Here is a 19,232-nt window from a genome sequence, read left to right on the forward strand (position 1 = left end):
ATCCTCCATGAAATGAGACTTCACCAGTCTACCAGACTTACCGCATTCGCGCTAGACTAAAATGTGACGCGCTCTAACGTATCGGTGAATTTTAAATTGTGTGAAACTGCAGTGCAAACCTGTGGGCTGAAAATCTCGGGATGCACGGCGACGTCTCTTCATTGTTTCTTAACCCTGCAAATAGTCAACTTGCGATTTGGAAACTTTTTTCATCAGGGGCGTTCCCAGACGGCGGGCAGTTTTTTCGAAGCTTCTCCATAGGTCTGAGAGACAATAAAGCCACTGGCCTGGGATGTATAAAAAATCCGTCCGTTGGAAACGACGGCTCCCAGACACTCGCGCGAGTCAATCGCGGGGCCGGTGGAAACCAGCTTGCCGTCGTCTGATAAATCGATCATATCCATATTGGCACCCAGTACATAAGGTTCGGAAAGCGTGAACCGGCAGCAGGCATAGTTATGGCCGATACTGTTCACGACTTTACCTGTCTGGTGGTCAAATACATTGCCTTTACCGCGGAGCGCATTGGAAAAGATGTAATCCTTGCCGACCGTAACCACATTCAAAGCGGAAGTGACCGCATCGGACTGCCAGACCAGGGAGCCGTCTGTTGCATCCAGGCACCAGACAAACCGGTCCTGTGTGTCTTCATTCGCACGGTTGTATCCACCTATGTAAATGCGTCCGTCGCGGGCACTGAGTGTGCATTTGGAGGTGACATAATATTTATTGGTCAGCCAGATGACGTCCCCTGTCTGGGGATCGATACAGGCGGTGATACCATTGTTTTCGACGGGTAAGCCACGACGTTTTCGCTGACTGCTGGCGTAGCCGAAAAAGGTGGAGTAAAACAGCTTCCCGTCCAGAATGGCGATGCCACAATCGTTGCCGCCGCGACCGTACTCGGAGAAATCTTTCTCCCAGACGACTTTGCCGGTATCGAGATCCCAGGCCCAGATGCGCGGTCGATGATCGCGGGGGTAGTAGGGATTGTCGTTCGAATAAATCCAGCTCATGACTTCGCGGCCATCTTCTGTAACCGCTGGTTTGCCGCCAAAGGTGAAGGCTTTCTCTGTTCCCTGGGCCGCATATTCACCAGACCCGGAAGCGTAGATGGCGATGTTACCGGCTACGACGGGGGGAAACTGTCGGCTCCAACTGGGAGAACCGGTGAAGGGGGCTTCCCAGAGCAGATCTCCGGTGGCGGCATCCAGGCACCGCATGACCGACTTCTTCATTCCGGCCTGTGGAATCAGCAGTTTACCATCGATGTAAAGTGGCGAAGTAAACGAGAGATAAACGTCGGGCCAATAGCGTCGCCAGAGCATACGGCCGGTATCCTGTTCGACGGCAATGATCTGTCCTTCGGCGGTATGAGTATAAAGGCGACCGCCGCCACAGACGGGCAGGTGTTTGACGGTGCCTTCCAGGCGACGCGCCCACCGCATCCGCAGTGGTGGTTTTAAGCCCTGGGCATTCGCATTGGTGCCACCAAAATCGCCGTAGTTGGTGTACCAGTCGAATTCGGGTTTGGCGAGAGGCCCGGTAATGGGGTTGCGGATTTTCCAGAGTTCCAGATCCTGCGTTGGCAATGCGACATTTGTTTCAGGTGTTGTACCGTCGGCGTTGAGAATATACAGGTAACCATCTTCACAGGGGACATAGATTTTCTGGTCGGCAATGGCGACGGGAGCCGTAATCGGCGCGTTGAAGGCGGTTTTGAATTTCGTTGTGTTCTTATCTGAGAGAGAGACAACATACAAAACGCCATCCAGACCGCCGTAGACAATGTGTTTGTCTGTGATCACCGGCGGGCAGACCGAAGGTGCTTCACAGAGCACGTCTGTGGTTTCAGAATCGAGTGTGTGACGGACCAGTCCGAGGCCGGCTTCGGGGCGAACGCGATAGACATTGTTGCCGCGAATACTGACCGAGGCAAAGCCGAGCAGGCCGGGATCGCGGATGGAAGTTTGCGTGCCTTTAAGATAGTCGGCCTGGATTTTGTCGCCGTCCAGCCGCATGACTTCGACGCGGCCTGCGTTGTCGCGACGATGCCATTGTACGAAAACGTTACCGGCGGCATCTGCGCTTTGACCAAAGGTGGCGGGGAATTCCGCACCGGCGTACTTGGGGATTTCTCCCACGACCTGTAGCTGAGGGGCAGTGCCTGTGTCTTTCAGAAAGACTGTACGACCGCCGGCGGGGATCACCAGAGAATCGCCGGCCAGACAGATATCGCGGGAGCAGACAAAGTGATCCCGCCAGGTGACACGATCTTTACGATGTTTCAACCAGTCTGCACCACTCCAGCGATTGCCATCAAAGTCGACGACTTCTTTGACGAAGTCCCAGGTCCAGACGACTTTGCCTTCGGGTTCCACGGCATAAACCTGTGCACCCAGGGTCGCGAAATAGACGCGGCCCTGATTGACGACCGGGGCAGAGAAGATCGGTTCCCGGCAATCCAGCTCTTTGATAACGGCGCCGGTTTTGAGATCGAATACGTAATAATAGCCGGCGGCGGTGCCGACGTGCAGATAGTTGTCGATGATGGCAGGTGAAGCGACATTATTACAGTTTCCCGGTCCCCCTTTGGTGGCATGTTTCCAGAGGATGTTGCCGGTCTGCCCATTGATCGCGAAGACGACGCCTGCGCCATCAATCACATAGACGTTACCCTGGCTGACAACGGGTGAAGTATAAATGCCATCGGTTAAGGGGACGGCGGCTGCCAGTGAGAGAGGCGTTTGAATTGAGAGTTCAGCGGCATTCCCCGAACGCTGGCTGTCTCCTTTCAGCTGCAGCCAGTTTTCTGCGGCTTGCGTCAAGGAACAGCAGAGAGTCAGTATCAGGCAAATCTGAAACCAACAAAAGCAGTGGCGGGATCGTATCATCATCGTCTTTCCAGACTGCGGTTTTGAGGAAAAACTGGCGGGACTCAAGGTCGGATACTCATAATTAATTGTGGATCATCGTGGTTGTGGGGAAGGACTTTCAAACCTCATATCAATGAATTCACATATTGATCATAGACGCCTCAAATTTAAGAGTCCACCATTTTCCGGGTAATTCATTGAGATCAGCGAATATTTTTTAAGGTTGCTAATAATAAAAAAACGGCTCCCGGAAGGGGGAGCCGTTTTCGATTCAATTCTGAAATCGTGCTCGGTTTAGAGAAGCTTGGTAACGGCTTCGCCATCGTGGGCCACTTTGAAGGGGCGACCGTCAGGTGAGAAGATTTCCTTGTCCAGCGGCAGATTCAAAGCTGATGCGATGGTCGCGTTGAAGTCAGCCGGCAGTACGCCGTCAGCATCAACGCTCTGTCCACCTTTATCTGATTTGCCGTAGAACTGGCCTCCCTTGATACCGCCACCCATTAAGGCAGCAGAGAAGACGCCGGGATGATGGTCGCGGCCTGCGTTCTGGTTGATCACAGGAGTACGACCGAATTCTGTGGTGAGCACGACCAGTGTTTCATCGAGCAGTCCGCGTTCAGACAGATCCTTCAGCAGATTGCCGACGGCTTTGTCCATGACGCCTGCACGGCTGGGAAGAATCCCGTCGTCGTAAATATCACGGTGCATGTCCCAGCCACCAAAGGTGACTTCGACGCAGCGAACGTTGTTCTCGACCAGGCGGCGTGCCAGCATACATCCCTGACCGAATGAGTTGCGGCCGTATTTGTCACGGTCTTCCGCTTTTTCTTCATTCAGGTCGAAGGCTTTCAGTTCATCGCTGGAGAGCAGGCTGGTGGCCTGAGAATAAAAGTCCGTGTAAGCCAGGACGTTTTGATTCTTGAACTTGGTCTGAAACTTTTTGTCGAACTTATTGATCAGATCAATGCGTTTTTCAAATGTGTTTTCAGAAAGGTAGGCAGGAGTATCTGTGTTCTCCAGCCCGCGATTGGGGTCACCAATCGGCAGTGGGCTGTAAGAAGGGTCCAGAAACCCTGAACTCGGGTGTCGGGCGGGCGCACTGATGAGAACGGTATCGGGCAGATTTTTATTCTGACGTCCGCGGAAACGCTGAATCCACGGTCCCATGGAGGGGTGCCGGGTCGAAGCAATTTCCTTGTAGCTGGTCCGCATCAGGTATTCACCCGGACCATGGGCGCCGGTTTCGGTATACATGGAATTGATGACGGCCATCTTGTCGAATTCTTCTGCCAGTGTAGGAAGAAATTCACTGATTTGAGCACCGGGCACGTTCGTTTTGATGCCTTTGGTGTCCCCCTGGTTTTTATGACCCGGTTTCAGGTCGAAGGTATCCAGGTGGGTCATGGCGCCTGCCATATACAGGTAAATCAGGCGTTTAGCTTTTCCGGCGACTGGTGCGCCTTTGGCACCTTTACTTTTTGCCGGAGCAGCTTCCAGCATGTTGTTGAAGACGGGCAGAACGCTGACACCCAGAGCGGATTTGGCAGCGTATTCCAGAAACTGACGACGACCCACTCCATCGAGTTTTTTATAAATTTCTCTCATCTGTTTGCCTTATATATTGATTTGGTTTGTTTGTTATTTGCAAAGCCGACTCCCGCCGTTCGAACGAGGGGAGTCGGGTTGGTTTTATTGAATAAACAGGAACTCGCGTGTATTGACGAGTGACCAGATCACATTTCCGTAACCTGCGGGACCATTGGTTTCGATTTCTTCCATGGCAATTTTTGCCTCAGAGTCGTCGGGACGACGGTTGAGGATCGTCATGAAGATGACATCGACGCCATCTTTAATGGTTTTCTGCTCGATCACGTTGTTATAGATCGTAGAACCTTTTTCCAGCATCATGTGAGTGACAGGGCCGTTAAACATGAACAGCACCTGAGGCACGGAGCCTGTGTCGGATGATGCGGAAATCAACTCACGATCGGACTGACCGAAAGTACGCAGGAAGTGGCTGGGCGAAACCGGTGAAGGGAGTTCTGAAGCCCGGGCCAGCAGCTGGCCTTTGTACCGGTATTTCTTTTCCCGTTTGTAACGGTTCCGGTCGATTTCTTCCCGTTTCTTGTTGTCTGCGTCCAGGACTTCCTGGGCGGTAGCTTTATTCAGGTCGACGGCAATGATTTCCGTTTCCATTTCTGCAGGCAGTTCCCGGTATTCTTCGGGATCGACAACGGCAATCGTCAGGAAGGAATCCCAGGCCTGTTCGGCTGTCATGCGACGCAGAACCGGACCCGGAAAGTGATAGAGTTCGCTCAGCGGGACATCCTTGGTGGAGGCCTGTCGCTGATAGGTTTTTGTGTTTAACAGAATTCGCAGATATTCCTTCATATCGAAATTCAAACGCTTCATTTCTGATTCGAGAAATTTCATCAATTCGGGGTTTTCTGCGACAGTGTCGTCCATCATATCGTCGACGGGTTCGATCTGTCCCCGACCGAAGATCTGTGTCCAGAGCCGGTTAGCAATGGTCAGAGCAAAGCGGGGATTGTCTTCTGAAACCATCCAGCGGGCGAATGCCTGACGCGGAGTTTCCCCTTTGCGGATATCAGCCGGCTTACCAAAGATGGTTTTGGGTTCCACAACTGACTTCGGCTTCGCATCGGTATAGGCGTAGTCGTGAGGCAGTTGGATTTTCCGGTTACTGTCATTAACGACCATCATGTTCACACGGATCATACGGTTGAACCGACCCTGATTGCGACGACGGTCTTTTTCTTCCTGATCGAGTTCCGCGTATTCTTTGCGCAGACGGCTGTTGGGATCTTCGCCGGTATAGAACCGTTTGTCACGACCATTCGCACGTGTGGAAGAACCAAACGTGAACGCAGCCATTTCGTAGAACTCTTTCTGTTTCCAGCGATCGAAAGGATGATCGTGGCACTGGGCACAGCCGATGCGGGTTCCGAGGAAAATCCGCACGGTATTATTCATGTTGTCCAGCGGCATGCCGGAATCACGCTGCATGTAACCTGTGGCGGGGTTCTCCCAGATCAGGCCTTCTGCGGTGATCATTTCGCTGACCATTTTGTCCCAGGGCTTGTTCTCTGCCAGTGACTGTTTAATCCACTGACGATAAGGAGAGCCGTCAACGTTGTTATTCAGACGGTCGGTGTAACGCAGGACGTCGGCCCAGTAGTTGTAGAAGTGGCTGGCGTAACCATCGCTGTTCAACAGGCGATCGATCAGCATCTTGCGTTTGTCGGGATGGCGTGATGCCAGAAAGTATTTTGTTTCCCGGTAGGTCGGAATCGCGCCGGTAACGTCGAGATAGACGCGACGCAGAAACTGTTCGTCGGTCGTCATCGGGTTGGGTTCCACTTTGTATTTGCGATAGTTCGCTTCAACGAGCTTGTCGATCTCTTCTGCTGATTTGATCGCTGAAGAAAGTTTGGTCGTACTGACCGGTTTGGATTTGACCATGAATCGTGGCGGGAGCGGTTCTTCTTTTTTCGGAGCTGCTTTCTTGGCGACTGGTTTTCGTCGTGGTGCTGCCTCGGTGTCGGGCAGGCTGGAGAAGACGATGACGGCAAAGACGGCAACACAACAACTGCTTAGCTTCCAGTGCCGCGCGAGCACAGAGCGGCGACCGATTTGTTTTCCTGACATGCAATAACTCCCAGAGTCGTTCCTTGAATTGTTCAGAGATGACAGAACGCCAGACCCTTATTCAGATTAGCGTCTGGACCTGTATTCAATATTCTATACAAAACAGATCAGGAAAAACTAATGCAAAGCAGATTAATTTTATCTTAACCGACAGGATTATCTGCTTAGATAAGGGTACAAAATGTAACTGGTGACAGGGCTTTTTTCGGTCTCTTTTCGCCGCTGATTCCTGTGTTGGAAACACAGCAGGACCAGCAGCAGCCAGTCTGAAGAATCGCGACACGAAACAGGCTGCAAATGATTGCAGGTGATCAGAGCCGGGGGATCAGTCGATTTATTAAAATCGGCACGATTTTGCAGGACTCCGTCGATACAACCGTTATTTTCTGATGTCGTCTGTTGAGAGCATCGGCACTCCTGAAGATAGGATGCGGGTCATCGCTTTCAGAGCGACTTCGGAATTCTTTATCAGAACGTATCAGTGGTTTTCCAGATGAAGGATCAGACACTTGGAAAGTTCTGAGTTTCCGGATTCTGAGGAGCCCAGTAAATTCACCAGGGTCATCTAATCCTGCTTCTTCTTTTTCTTCTTTCTCTTAAAGGGTGGGTCGATCGGTTCTGCTTTGCCGTATTTGAATTGAGATTTGGGATCGGCCAGTGCCTCGGTCCAGAGTGCATGCAATCTGTCGCGTTCCGAAAGTTGATACCTTACATTACCGATGGCTGGAATTTCTACCGTCAGTCCATACCAGGCACCCAAAGACCGTTCCGCTTTATCTTCTGAAGCAGGGAGCCCCCAGTGCATCAACAGGATGACATGGCAGAGGGCGAAACGATCCTTGTGTTTCAGGTTTTTCACCAACCATTTGATGTCATTGGCTGACAGCTTTCTCGCAAACTGATCTGCGCGGCGGGAAATGCGGGGAAACATGCCAAAGAAACCCCCTTCAAATCTGACATCAGAATTATCGAGAGCGGGTTCGGGCTGTTTCAATTCCGGTTTCTCGCCGACGCGTGCAGTGAGCGTTGTTGTCGAAATCAGCAAGATCGATAGCGTAGCAACTGTAATCAAAAATGAATTGCGCATACTTGTCTCCGATCTGACTGATGGTTTCAGATTGTCGGGAATTCTCTCAATTTAGCAGACAAACGAAATTGAACGCGTTACAATGCAGGTCCGTTTTATTGTAACTGTGATATCCTCGTCCAGGCAGCTCAATCGGAGGTTTTTTGTGAACAGTCCTAATCCAATTCACGCCGGGTTTTTCCTCTCTCAATTCAATCTCAACAGATCCTGGCGACTGGCTACTGCTCTGACAGCGGGAATGCTGTTACTGTCGGGATTCACTTTTGCCGCTGATCCCGATGAGAAGGCACAGTGGAAGTATCAACCGGAGTTGCTGGAACCGTTCTGGCAGGGGGATACGGTCCGCGGGGAATCGGTTCTGTTTATTAAAGATCCCCAAACAGGGGAATCACATGCATCGGTTCTGTTTCCGATCGACAAAGTTTTGAAAGTGAGTAATTCCGCAGGGACGGAGACATATGAAGAGGGCCGCGACTACCGCTGGAAACCGGGTACGCACGAAATCATTCTGACTGCGAATTCGAGAATCAATTCGCAGACGCCTGCTGACCTGCGTCGTCCCGATGGCTCACAGCGACATAAACTGACACATCGCGACGGGAATGGCGAAATCTTTTTTGGCGGGAAACTTGAATACCATAATATGCAGACCTGCATTACCTACACTCACGAGCCGGTGAACTGGCAGGGGACTGTACCCGTTTTTGATAAGAAAACACTGCCTCGGACGATTCAGAAACTGCGCGAGCAGAAGCCGGTTTCCATCGTGTTGATGGGAGACAGTATCTCCACGGGCTGTAATGCCTCGGGCTGGGCGGGTGAAGCGCCGTATCAGCCGGCGTTTCTCGAACTGCTGCAGCAGCATCTGGAACATCAGTATCAGACGAAGGTCAAAGTCACCAATCCTTCAGTCGGAGGCAAAGACACGCGCTGGGCTCTGACAGAAGTCGATCAGGTGGTGGCGCCGCAACCCGATCTGGTGATCATCGCGTTTGGCATGAACGATTCCGCCGGTCGCTCTGCCAAAGAATATCAGACCAACACGAAAGCCCTGATGGAAGAGGTACGAAAGAAACTGCCGGAAACCGAATTCATTCTGGTCGCCCCAATGCTGGGCAACCGGGACTGGGTGCGACTCAAACATGAGCTGTTTCCCCAGTATCGCGATGCTTTGGCAGAGCTCTGTGGTGCAGGAATTGCGCTGGCGGACATGACTTCTATCTGGACCGAATTCCTCAAACAGAAACAGGACTGGGATCTGACCGGTAACGGCGTCAATCATCCCAATGATTTCGGTCATCGTGTTTATGCGCAGGTTCTGTCAGCCTTGCTCGTTCCACCAACGGTCACTGTTTCAACAGCAGCAGAGAGTCCTGCTCCCGAAGAGTTGATGCTGTGGAACGGTCACGCACCGATCGATAAGGAACATTTCAAAAATGAAGATACGAAAATTACCGTGCATCGTCCGGCAAAAGGGAACGGGGCCGCGATTGTGATCTGCCCGGGTGGCGGCTATCAGCGTCTCGTAACCGGCGGAGAAGGGCACGGCATTGCGAAGTGGCTCAATCAGCATGGGATTGCCGGGATCGTACTGGAATACCGGATGCCCCACGGTCGTACGTATGTGCCTTTAATGGATGCCCAACGGGCGATCCGTCTGGTGCGGGCGAATGCCAAACGCTGGGACATCGATCCCAATCGGATCGGCATCATGGGCTTTTCAGCCGGCGGCCATCTGGCTTCGACTGCGGCGACACACTTTGATAAAGGAAATCCCCAGGCCAAAGAACTCGTTGATCGCGAAAGCTGCCGTCCCGATTTTGCCATCCTGGTCTATCCCGTCGTGACGATGGGCGAAAGTACGCATGGGGGCTCGCGTAAAAACCTGCTGGGCGACAATCCGACTCCGGAGATGGTAAAACTGTTTTCCAACGAAAAACAGGTGACCGCAGAGACACCTCCCATTTTCCTGGCGCATGCCGTTGATGACAAACCGGTGCCCATCAAAAACAGCCAGGATCTGTATGCGGCTCTGCAGGCGAAGAAGATTCCTTCCAAACTGCTGGAACTTCCTTCCGGCGGTCATGGACTGAATGGCTATAAAGGCCCGATGTGGGACGCCTGGCAGAAGCAGTCAATGGAATGGCTGGCCAAGCTGAAGATCATTCCGGAACAGGACGCGAACGATTGAAGAATGTTGAATTGAAGAAGCTGGACTTCGTTTCTCATTGAGTCACCAGGAGAATCAACGTGCTGTTACAGATAAAACTGATGGGAAATGCTTTATATATCTCTCTACTGATTCTGATGCCAGTCCATGTATTCTCTGTCTCTGCTACTGGAGCGGAACCAGATAAACCCCGGGCGCAGGCTGAGTCGAAGGAACCTGCATCCGGGGAACAGCAGATCGAAACGCTGCAGGATCTGATTCGTGAGATTGAACGCAATGAGAAGTTCTATGCAGACCAGCGGCTCAAACTGACACGAGTTTACGAAAAATTTCCCAAAGCGGCAGACCCGGATCAGCAGATTCGAAAACAGTGGGACTATTCACTCACGCTACAGGGACAGAAATTTCGACTGGAAGAGAAATCCAAAGGGCGTTTAAAAGTGGGATATATCGGGGCAGTGAAAGTCCCGAAGAACGGTCCTAAAAGCAGATACAGTGAGTCGGAATCAATTCAGGTTTTTGATGGAACCACCTTTCGCAGTTTGCGGAAGTTACTCATCGAGACTCCAGAGAACGCCGAGCAAACTCACTCCCAGCGTCAAGGTCAGGTTTCGGATGAGTACCCGAGCCTGACGAACCTGGCCCGGCCGCATATGTATCTGCTCAGCAGTGGAGCCCCGAAGGTTCCTCTCTCCACGTATATGAAAGGGGCGCCAGCAGTATTGGCGTACCCGAACCCTTCTTATGTTGCTCCCGGTTCGAAAATTGAAACTCAACTCTTAGCAGATCGTGAATTTCAGGGGCACAAATGCAAGAGGGTGCTCATTGATGTCATTCTCTCCAACGGAACCCGTCATAACGGCTGGGAACTCTGGCTGGCTGTGGATCGAAACCTGCTGCCTGTGCGGAATTTGAGTTACACGTACCGCTGGTCAACAGAGATGCCCATTGCGGAATCGACGGTCGATGAATGGCGAGAAGTCCAACCCGGTGTCTGGATACCTGTGAGGTTTCACACCGACCGATACGATTCGTTCGTGATCAAACGGGAAGGGAAACAGCAGCTTTCGTGGCGGGAAAAATTCCATGTCACCAGCATCTCGCTTGATCTGCAGCAACTGTCTGAAACTGTTTTTTCGAATCTTGATTTCCCAGCAGGAACTCGGGTTTATATCAAAGAAGAGGGAACCGTCACGGAACGCAAAGAAGAAAAAGCAGATCCCTGAAAGGGGGCTCATTTTTTTCTCGATTCTCTCACTGATAACATGATGAAGTGGTATGCCTGAATTCTCATAGAAGGTAGTGATCTCTTGGTGCGCCGCAAACAGAAGCAACCGAAATTACAGCAGACGGTTTCGATTCCGGAAGAGACCTGCTTTTACTGTGACTATGTAGATGAAGACAGTTAGTCATTTAGGGGAGGTTACCTGGACTGGTGTAGGTAGTGGGTGATCAAAATCGAATCAGAGGGACTCATCTCCTGGATTCATTATCTCAAATCAAGTTAATCTCTCTGATACGCCCCAAAAGGGATTAAACTGAATGAAACTAATGAGTATGGCATTCGAACAGGAAGAAACACAATTTGTTTCCTCCTTTCCCTCTCGAGCTAGTGATCCTGAATATTATGCTGCCCTTGATCTTGCTGTCCAGCAATTCTTAACGTTCCTGGAAACGGTTGAAGGGCCGAGCTTGTGGTATTCCAGAAATAGCTCACTTTTCAGTTTCTACGCTCGTGATTCCCAACATGAAAATGATCGTGTACCACCATTGGCGTTCGTCAAAATCTCCGGGTTTAACAGTTACCATTTCAATTCCTCACCTGTCTTTTACAAGATTGAATATCCTTTGCCACGCGAAGCACGTCCCTGGGTTCCAGCGTCCGCGCAAATTGTGGAGGAGGGGGCTCAGACGGTACCACGTGATGTCATTCCCAGAGTTAAAAGGCGGCATGGGAATAATAATCTCTGGTCAAGTGCCTGGGTTACTTTAACAGCCAGTGGTGAAGAGATGGCGGCAACCCAGTTATTAAATGCGATTGCCGCTTCGGATACGAATCCGAGTCGAACGCGTGCCCACTGGATGTGGTATATCTGCCCGGTCTGTGACTTGCACTCTCCCCATTACATGGTGCACTGTGAGCGTTGTCGTTTTTCTTTTCCTCCAGAAAATGAGATGAAATCAAAAGGCCTGTATCGGACAGTATCCGCTCCTGACGGCATTATCGCACCTGAAACGGATTGATCAGGAACGAGAACAGGCAAATTTCTGTTCGCCAGGTTGTCGGTAGATTATCGATAAATATGAGAAATAAGAGTCTATGAAAATTACAGGAATCAAGCATCAGTGGGGGGATCGACTTCTGGAACGGTGGGGGCCCGATCCGGAATCATACAATGTCTATCGGGAATACGATTTTCCAAACTATCAATTACTCAGATATCTCGAAACGATAGAAGGGCCGGATCTCTGGGTTGGTACTTCACATTCGATGATGAATTTCAATGCCCGGGATGCGGAAGACCCCTCCGATCATGTGCCTTCTCTGGCGTGGATACACGCATCGCGTGAACCAGGCTGGTATCTGCTGGAATATCCGATGCCTCAGGAATTCTGTCCCTGGTTCAATTTGAAGCAGGGACAGCAGGATTATTCTGAGGCAACCGTCACAACTTATACATATGGCGTAGAGTCGACAGCAGAGATGTTACTGGCTGCGATCGCAGCTGCGGAAACCAATCCCGAACGCACGCGAGCTGACTGGTTGTGGTATATTTGTCCCCGATGTGAGTTTCACTTTCCTCAGTACCGGTCACAGTGTGAGCGTTGTGGTTCACATCTGCCGAATCAGGAAGTGATGCAGGCCAGGGGGCTTTATCGGAAATCTCGTACTCCGGATGGGGCCGTAGTTCCCCGTCAGGCGAATTTGCACGTGACAGAGACGCAGGACTGATTTTTTTGATCATCGTATGCTTGTATGCTTACATTTCTAAAACGCTAATAAATTAGCTTTTCGTATTGACACGCCTTGCGTAAACGCTAATAATTTAGCGTATCAGTTTTAAAGAGAATTTAGGGATCGGGAAATGTCACAGCACATCGAACTCAGTCGGCGGGAACGTCAGATAATGGATTCGATTTATTCGCGCGGCGAAGCGACGGTGCTGGAGATCCAGAGTGATCTGCCGAACGCACCAACTCCGACCGCGATCCGGACCATGCTTCGCATTCTGATGGAAAAGACCATCGTGCGCAGGCACAAGCAGGGGCGCGAGTTTGTGTATGCACCTACGTCGCCACGGCGACCTGAAGGGACGAAAGCGTTAAAGCATGTGATTCAGACCTTTTTTGATGGTTCGTTCAAACAGGCGTTAGCGGCCCAACTGACCAGTGGCGATGAAACGCTGACCGACGACGAATTGCGTGAGATGGTCAAATTAATCAAAGCAGCTCGAGAAAAGGGGAATTAAGCGATGGATATACACTGGAAGCTCATTGCGTTCATCGGGCAGCCCGATTTCCTGCTGGACCTGGTGATCAAGTCGACTGCGATTCTGATTACAGCTTTTCTCATGACGCGGCTGTTACGACAGGCGAGCGCCTCCATGCGGCATTCGGTCTGGGGCGTTGCGCTCCTGGCGGTTCTGGCGTTGCCTGTAATCAATGCCAGTCTGCCGAAATGGACAATGGGGGCATTTTCCCTGTCACAGACAAATATTTCCAATCCGATTCAAACTGCATCCGCAGAGTTGCCTGTTAAGAAAGCGATCCCGTCTGTCCCTGCAAACAGTGTGATCAGCCAGCCACAGATATCGGCTCCAGCCGCGATTGCAGATCAGGAACTGCTTCAACGCAGCGAATCCGTCGCAGCGTCTGCTTTTCTTTCCAAGGCAATGCAGTGGTTGAGCGTCTGCTGGTTGACTGGAGTGGTGCTGATGTTTCTGCGACTGGCGGTGATGTCGGTTCGACTTCAATCGATTGGTCGGCAGTGTGAAGTGGTTTCAGAAGGACGCCTGTTTGACATGCTGCAGACCTGTCGCGAAACAATGGGTTGTACGCAGCCTGTTACCTTACTGGTGAAAGAGGAATGGACGATGCCGATGACCTGGGGCATGCTGCGTGCCTCGATCCTGCTGCCTCGCGAAGCAGAACAGTGGTCGGATCAGGAAGTCCGTGGTGCGCTGCTGCATGAACTGGCGCATGTCGTACGTCGCGATTGTCTGCTGCAGCTGTTTGTGCAACTGACGTGTGCGATTTACTGGTTTAATCCGCTGGTCTGGCTGGCGGCCCGCTCAGTGCATTTCGAACGCGAACGTGCCTGCGATGATATTGTCTTACGAAATGGGACACGGGCTTCTGACTACGCCGACCAGCTGCTGCAGGTAGTCTCGCGTTTCCAGTCGGGGCGCAGGATGAAATATCTGGCGGTCTCGATGGCGTCTCGCAACGGCTTTGCAGAACGCTTGCAGGCGATTCTGCAGGAGACTCAGGATCGACGGCCGGTCGGCTTGCGAACGACAATGGCTCTGGCGGTTGCCTTTGTCGGGTTGACTGGTCTGCTGGGAATCTTACCGGTGGCATTCAGCGGGACAGCCCATGCGCAACAGGTTGAAACGACTCAAGAGGGTAAACAGCAGTCCCAGGCGGCGTCGCTCAGACAGTCATCACAGCCTCAACCGCCGACGAAAAAAGACGAACTCTCTATTACGGTGAAGCCAAATTCGGTCTTACCTGTGCAGGCACAGGTTCCCCAACAGCGACAGTCCCGACAGGAGCCACTGCTTCCCTCAACTAAGCAGAACAAATTACAGTCGATTCCCGTCGCTCCCACGCAGGCACCTTTCAAGAATGGGAGTCGTCCCGATCTGGTTCAGGCGCTGGAACGGCCGCCGGTACGGTCGCTGAATGTGGTATTCGCCCATGATCCGGGGATCGGAAATTACGACGGCATCGTTGGTCGTCCTACTGATGTCTGGAATTCGGTCGATATTGGCACGACGGCTGTCGACTATATGCGGTACAGCGACGCCACTTCGAGTACGGCCCGGCTGCGGGTGACCCGACATGACGGTGAGTGGGGAATCAAGGGGCAGAGCGGAATTTTCCAGGGTTATATTTATCACAACTGTCGCTGTGTGGATCTGGAAACAAAAGTCCTCGACCTGCCGGCGGGCAAGTACAAAATTTACGTCTTTGCCCACGGTGATGCCCCTGACCAGAATGCGGAGATCGAACTGAAGGTCGGCGCGCGGGTGATTGGTAAAAAAGCGACCGCCAATGACGGGACCTGGGATTATCGCACACAACCTTACCGTGAAGGTCTGCAGTACGTCAGTTTCAACTTTAAGAAGAAGGTGGGCGAAGATGTAACAATCATCAGCCATCGCGGTCCCACCGGTTACTCAATGTTCAATGCCATTCAGATTGTGCCTCTGAATGAACCTGCGGGCATCAGAAAGTGATTTCCTCTCCTCGTAACGGGCGATGACGACGACAGGCAGGACATCTTGTCTGTCTGTTTTCAGCAATTGAACTGTGGATAGTCTCTGTTCGTGCTGACTTCCCATAAGCCACGCTGATCGAAAAACAACCACCCATCGGTTGTTTGACAATTCCTTTCAGATTAATACCGCATCAACCTGATTCTGTAATGTGCATAATTACCCGTTCTAAAGCGATTTGACGAAGTCGTCATTTTGAGACGGTTGCTGCATTGGCATAGTATCTGCTCTTTCACTGATTTGCCGAATCATTCAAACCGTCACCTCAATCAGGTGTTTCAGGTCAGTCGGCTCTACAACCGTCGGGTTCTCCATTCGGAACGGCAGACGTTGATTGTAGAGGAATCAAATCAGATGAACCGCTTTGGAAAAGGGACAGTCTCATGCAACGCTCACGGTGGAACAGAATCACGATGCTCGGTTTAGTGACCGGCGTTCTTTGCACGTCTTTTGCACCCGCTTTGAAATCACAGGAAGCAGAGCAGGTAAAACCAAAATTGCCCGCGCAGACTTACATGCCTGTCGTACCGGACAAACCATTTGAGGAAGTCATGCAGGCAGACGTGGCGGCGAAACCTGAAGTGATGCAGAAGCAGGCGGACCTGTATGAACAGCGGTACGACATGAGCGATCAACCTTCTGAAGCGAAGATGTCTGCCGGTCGTAAAGCGGTTCAGGATGGCGTACGCGTGAAGCTGCCGGAAGGCGTGACCTGGGAGCAACTCTCGGCAGCGACTCCCGAACGAATTAAAGAGACGAATACGTTTCCGTATGGATTCCGACCTTTGCCTCATACCAAACATCCGGTGGGAGGACAGGTATTTCCCAAGCAGCAGATTGACGCCATGCAGAAGCTGGAAAGCCGCGATCTCTCGCGGTTCGATGTGGACTTTGATCTGCCCGATCATCTGACACCGGAATTTCCGCCTCCTATTTTTCTTTCCGGCCGTCCTGACCTGGGTGATGTTTCGCAGGGGCAGGTGCTCTCTATCAAGAATTATTACAAACTGCTGAAAGGGAAAGTGACTCCCGTGCAGATGGAAGGGATGCGGTTACTGCTGACTCCGTTTCCGCAGCAACAGTTTAACCAGACGGAAGACCGCAAAGTGAAAGAGGCGAGTCTGGGAGTGACCTGTCTGGACTGTCATGTGAACGGTCATACGAATGCGGCCTTTCATTTGAATCCTGATACCCGACCGCAGGCAGCACGTTTTCGCCTGGATACAGTCAGTCTGCGCGGCATGTTCAATCAACAGATACATGGGTCAAAGCGATCGTTGCGGAGCGTCGAAGATTTCAGTGAGTTCGAACAACGAACCGCCTATTTTGATGGTGACCATGTAATCGCCGCCAAGAAAGGCGTGCATCTTCCTGATCGCAGCGACGCCGTCGCCATGATGGCCCAGATGCAGAACATGTTTGATTTTCCCCCGGCTCCCAAACTGGATGTCTTCGGAAAATTGATTCCGGAAAAAGCGAGCGAACTGGAAATGCAGGGTCAGAAAGTCTTCTTCGGGAAAGGTCGTTGTGCCGAATGCCATCCTGCACCGTTCTACCTGGATGACAAAATGCACGACCTGCATCTGGAACGGTTCTATAAAACCGAAATGATCAACGACCAGTACAATATGCCCGATGGGCCGATTAAAACATTCACACTGCGTGGGATTAAAGATTCACCCCCGTATCATCATGACGGTCGACTGTTGACGCTGGCGGATACCGTTGAGTTCTATAATCTGGTGCTGCAGACCGATCTGACGGAGCAGGAAAAGCAGGCCCTGGTTGCCTTTCTGAAGTGCTTATAACGGAAATGGCCGGAACGAATCTGAACACATTCGTTCCGCTGGCTGGGGCCTTCTGTTCAGACCCGGGAAGCAGACACTACGAACTGTTTTCCGGGTTCTTTTATGCGCGGTAGATCGCTCGTCTGCTTGTCTGCCAGCGTGGTTTCAGATCGCGCGTTTTACCGAATAAACCAGTTTATCATCGACGTTGGGGACAGAATCTTGAAACGAAATAAACCCTGTAAAAACAGGGTTCTCAATCAAATCTGAGGAAAATAGACCAGGTTAAGATTTGGCGGCACACAAACTGCATTTCAATGAGAGAGACAAAGAAGTGTCTGTTCCGTCGCGGCGTTTCAAAGCGGAATCAATGAAGTCTACATCTAAGGAGCGAAGCCATGCTGGGAACCATTTTACTGGTCATTCTGATTCTGTTTCTACTCGGAGCATTACCCACCTGGGGATACAGTCGCAACTGGGGCTACGGACCCAGCGGTGGCCTGGGACTGGTGCTGATAATCATCCTGATCCTGGTTCTGCTGGGGCACATTTAAAGTGTGCCTGAAAACAAGAGATCAGGGGGCTTGCTTCTGCTTGTTTTTGCCAGGCTTTCGGTTACGTCCCTTGAGCTGGTCCAACTGCACGGACAGCGCTTTGACGGCGTCGGCCTGCTGTGCAGAAACGTTGACGTTTTCGAGCGGGTCGGTGCTGTGATCATAGAGCATTTGTGAGACCTGCTTGCCTTTGGGGAGTGAGTACTCGGTGTAACGGAACTGATCGGTGCGAATGGTATCGCCGTTTTTGAAGCGGCTGACGGCGGCCTGCTTCCATTCTGCTTTTGAGTCTTTCATCAGGCCGACAAAGCTCTGCCCTTTCAGATGTTTTGGCTGCGGAATACCAGCCAGATCGCAGAGTGTGGGGTAGATGTCAATGGATTCAATCAGCGGTGTGCGGCGTTCTCCCCCTTTGATGCCCGGTGCCCGTACGATGAGAGGAATGTGCAGCGAACTTTCGTAGCAGCTGTGTTTGCACCAGAGCGTGTGGTCACCGAGGTTCCAGCCATGATCGCCCCAGAGAACGACGATGGTGTTGTCGCTCAGTTTCAGACGATCGAGTTCCGCCAGCAGCTTACCGATTTGTGCGTCGGTGTAGCTGACGCAGGCGTAATAGCCGTGAATCAGATTGCGGGCGGTTTCTTCAGAGACCGGGCCCTTTGCGGGAATGTCGGCGTACGCACGCAGTTCGCCGAACGAGTGAATCGATTCCTGAGGCGCATCCTGGGGAACTTTATAATTGTCTGGCAGCTGGATCTTGTCGTGGTCGTACAGATCCCAGTATTTCTGTGGCGCAATGAAGGGGAGGTGCGGCTTGAAGAATCCGACCGCCAGGAAGAAAGGCTGATCCTGTCTGTTCAACTGCTGGAGTTTCTCGATGGCTTTTTCTGCCAGTACGCCATCCATGTACGCGTTATCGGGGACGTCGGCAGATTCCCAGGCAGGGCCTTTTTTCTTGTTGCCCAGCTTCTGTTGTGCGGCGTGCTTTTTCTGGTTTTCCGGTCGCTGATACCACTGGACTCCGGTTGGTCGCCACGCCGGTTCCGACCAGCCCTGCTTGTTGTCAGCGGGGTGATGGAAAATCTTTCCCAGCGACGCCGTGTAATAACCGTTCTGTTTGAACTGGGTATTCATGGTTGTAACATTCGGCGCATCGCGTTCGGCCCAGGTGAGAAAATTGACAAAGCGATTCCGCGCGGGACGGATGCCGGTCATCAGACTGGCCCGCGAAGCACCACAGGTCGGCACCATGCAGAAGGCCCGTTCGAACAGCACGCTGCTCTCGGCCAGCTTGTCGATATGAGGCGAATGAATGTGCTGCTTGCCATAACAGGCCAGTTCGGGTCGTAGATCATCAACGGCGATAAACAGGACGTTAGGACGCTCCGCAGCAGAAACGGGAGCGGCACAGAACAAAGCAAACAGCAGCAGACTCAAGCGGTACATCTTCAGTGGTCCTTGAAATCGAGTGCAGGATTTAAGGGGGCGCGACGTTTTGTCAGCGAACCGGCTTTCTTTCTGTCTCAGTATATCAGTCGATTCGGGGGGAGTCTTGTCCTACCTGAAGCGTGGCGGAAAAAAAGTGACT

The 19,232-nt window shown here is 51.9% G+C and carries 13 protein-coding genes; 8 read left to right on the forward strand and 5 right to left on the reverse strand.

What is annotated here, in order from left to right; genetic code table 11:
• Positions 1 to 212: 212 nt before the first annotated feature.
• The 4 genes from ACN0YN_RS24435 to ACN0YN_RS24450 all read right to left on the reverse strand — a co-directional run bounded on the left by ACN0YN_RS24435 (position 213) and on the right by ACN0YN_RS24450 (position 7,632).
• The gene (locus ACN0YN_RS24435; RefSeq protein WP_417387652.1) at positions 213 to 2,828 is read right to left on the reverse strand and encodes a PQQ-binding-like beta-propeller repeat protein; all 2,616 of its coding nucleotides are present in this window, start codon (positions 2,826 to 2,828) and stop codon (positions 213 to 215) included.
• A gap of 342 nt (positions 2,829 to 3,170) precedes the next feature.
• A complete protein-coding gene (locus ACN0YN_RS24440) occupies positions 3,171 to 4,481 on the reverse strand; it encodes a DUF1501 domain-containing protein (RefSeq protein WP_417387653.1) in 1,311 nt (436 codons plus the stop codon).
• Between the two features lie 84 nt (positions 4,482 to 4,565).
• Positions 4,566 to 6,545, reverse strand: coding sequence for a DUF1549 domain-containing protein (locus ACN0YN_RS24445; RefSeq protein ID WP_417387654.1), 1,980 nt, complete (start codon positions 6,543 to 6,545; stop codon positions 4,566 to 4,568).
• A gap of 565 nt (positions 6,546 to 7,110) precedes the next feature.
• Positions 7,111 to 7,632, reverse strand: coding sequence for a hypothetical protein (locus ACN0YN_RS24450; RefSeq protein WP_417387655.1), 522 nt, complete (start codon positions 7,630 to 7,632; stop codon positions 7,111 to 7,113).
• A gap of 145 nt (positions 7,633 to 7,777) precedes the next feature.
• On the opposite strand from ACN0YN_RS24450, the gene ACN0YN_RS24455 reads away from it, so the two are divergent.
• From ACN0YN_RS24455 to ACN0YN_RS24490, 8 genes are all read left to right on the forward strand, one after another.
• The gene (locus tag ACN0YN_RS24455) at positions 7,778 to 9,823 is read left to right on the forward strand and encodes a GDSL-type esterase/lipase family protein (RefSeq protein ID WP_417387656.1); all 2,046 of its coding nucleotides are present in this window, start codon (positions 7,778 to 7,780) and stop codon (positions 9,821 to 9,823) included.
• 59 nt (positions 9,824 to 9,882) lie between these two features.
• Positions 9,883 to 11,028: a hypothetical protein gene (locus ACN0YN_RS24460; protein ID WP_002649541.1), complete on the forward strand. Its 1,146-nt coding sequence runs from the start codon at positions 9,883 to 9,885 to the stop codon at positions 11,026 to 11,028.
• A 316-nt stretch (positions 11,029 to 11,344) separates the two neighbouring features.
• Positions 11,345 to 12,046 (forward strand): hypothetical protein, encoded by a 702-nt coding sequence (locus ACN0YN_RS24465; protein WP_417387657.1) that lies wholly within the window; start codon positions 11,345 to 11,347, stop codon positions 12,044 to 12,046.
• A 76-nt stretch (positions 12,047 to 12,122) separates the two neighbouring features.
• Entirely contained in the window at positions 12,123 to 12,755 is a 633-nt protein-coding gene (locus ACN0YN_RS24470; protein WP_417387658.1) for a hypothetical protein, read from the forward strand.
• A gap of 133 nt (positions 12,756 to 12,888) precedes the next feature.
• Positions 12,889 to 13,272 carry a BlaI/MecI/CopY family transcriptional regulator gene (locus ACN0YN_RS24475; protein ID WP_417387659.1) on the forward strand — a complete coding sequence of 128 codons (384 nt, stop codon included), beginning with the start codon at positions 12,889 to 12,891 and terminating at the stop codon, positions 13,270 to 13,272.
• A gap of 3 nt (positions 13,273 to 13,275) precedes the next feature.
• The gene (locus ACN0YN_RS24480) at positions 13,276 to 15,264 is read left to right on the forward strand and encodes a M56 family metallopeptidase (RefSeq protein ID WP_417387660.1); all 1,989 of its coding nucleotides are present in this window, start codon (positions 13,276 to 13,278) and stop codon (positions 15,262 to 15,264) included.
• A 422-nt stretch (positions 15,265 to 15,686) separates the two neighbouring features.
• Complete coding sequence (locus ACN0YN_RS24485) at positions 15,687 to 17,111, forward strand: cytochrome B6 (protein WP_417387661.1); 1,425 nt, start codon at positions 15,687 to 15,689, stop codon at positions 17,109 to 17,111.
• A gap of 377 nt (positions 17,112 to 17,488) precedes the next feature.
• The gene (locus ACN0YN_RS24490) at positions 17,489 to 17,644 is read left to right on the forward strand and encodes a DUF3309 family protein (protein WP_417387662.1); all 156 of its coding nucleotides are present in this window, start codon (positions 17,489 to 17,491) and stop codon (positions 17,642 to 17,644) included.
• 21 nt (positions 17,645 to 17,665) lie between these two features.
• Here the strand turns inward: ACN0YN_RS24490 and ACN0YN_RS24495 are convergent, their stop codons facing one another.
• Positions 17,666 to 19,090, reverse strand: coding sequence for a sulfatase (locus ACN0YN_RS24495; RefSeq protein WP_417387663.1), 1,425 nt, complete (start codon positions 19,088 to 19,090; stop codon positions 17,666 to 17,668).
• Positions 19,091 to 19,232: the final 142 nt, after the last annotated feature.

The sequence above is a fragment of the Gimesia sp. genome, assembly GCF_048260065.1.
Taxonomy (GTDB): domain Bacteria; phylum Planctomycetota; class Planctomycetia; order Planctomycetales; family Planctomycetaceae; genus Gimesia.

Excerpts from the sequence above, each read along its gene's own strand:
- ACN0YN_RS24480 (WP_417387660.1), top strand. The coding sequence starts at position 13,276 with ATGGATATACACTGGAAGCTCATTGCGTTCATCGGGCAGCCCGATTTC.
- ACN0YN_RS24465 (WP_417387657.1), top strand. The coding sequence starts at position 11,345 with ATGAAACTAATGAGTATGGCATTCGAACAGGAAGAAACACAATTTGTT.
- ACN0YN_RS24495 (WP_417387663.1), bottom strand. The coding sequence starts at position 19,090 with ATGTACCGCTTGAGTCTGCTGCTGTTTGCTTTGTTCTGTGCCGCTCCC.
- ACN0YN_RS24445 (WP_417387654.1), bottom strand. The coding sequence starts at position 6,545 with ATGTCAGGAAAACAAATCGGTCGCCGCTCTGTGCTCGCGCGGCACTGG.
- ACN0YN_RS24450 (WP_417387655.1), bottom strand. The coding sequence starts at position 7,632 with ATGCGCAATTCATTTTTGATTACAGTTGCTACGCTATCGATCTTGCTG.
- ACN0YN_RS24440 (WP_417387653.1), bottom strand. The coding sequence starts at position 4,481 with ATGAGAGAAATTTATAAAAAACTCGATGGAGTGGGTCGTCGTCAGTTT.
- ACN0YN_RS24475 (WP_417387659.1), top strand. The coding sequence starts at position 12,889 with ATGTCACAGCACATCGAACTCAGTCGGCGGGAACGTCAGATAATGGAT.
- ACN0YN_RS24490 (WP_417387662.1), top strand. The coding sequence starts at position 17,489 with ATGCTGGGAACCATTTTACTGGTCATTCTGATTCTGTTTCTACTCGGA.
- ACN0YN_RS24470 (WP_417387658.1), top strand. The coding sequence starts at position 12,123 with ATGAAAATTACAGGAATCAAGCATCAGTGGGGGGATCGACTTCTGGAA.
- ACN0YN_RS24485 (WP_417387661.1), top strand. The coding sequence starts at position 15,687 with ATGCAACGCTCACGGTGGAACAGAATCACGATGCTCGGTTTAGTGACC.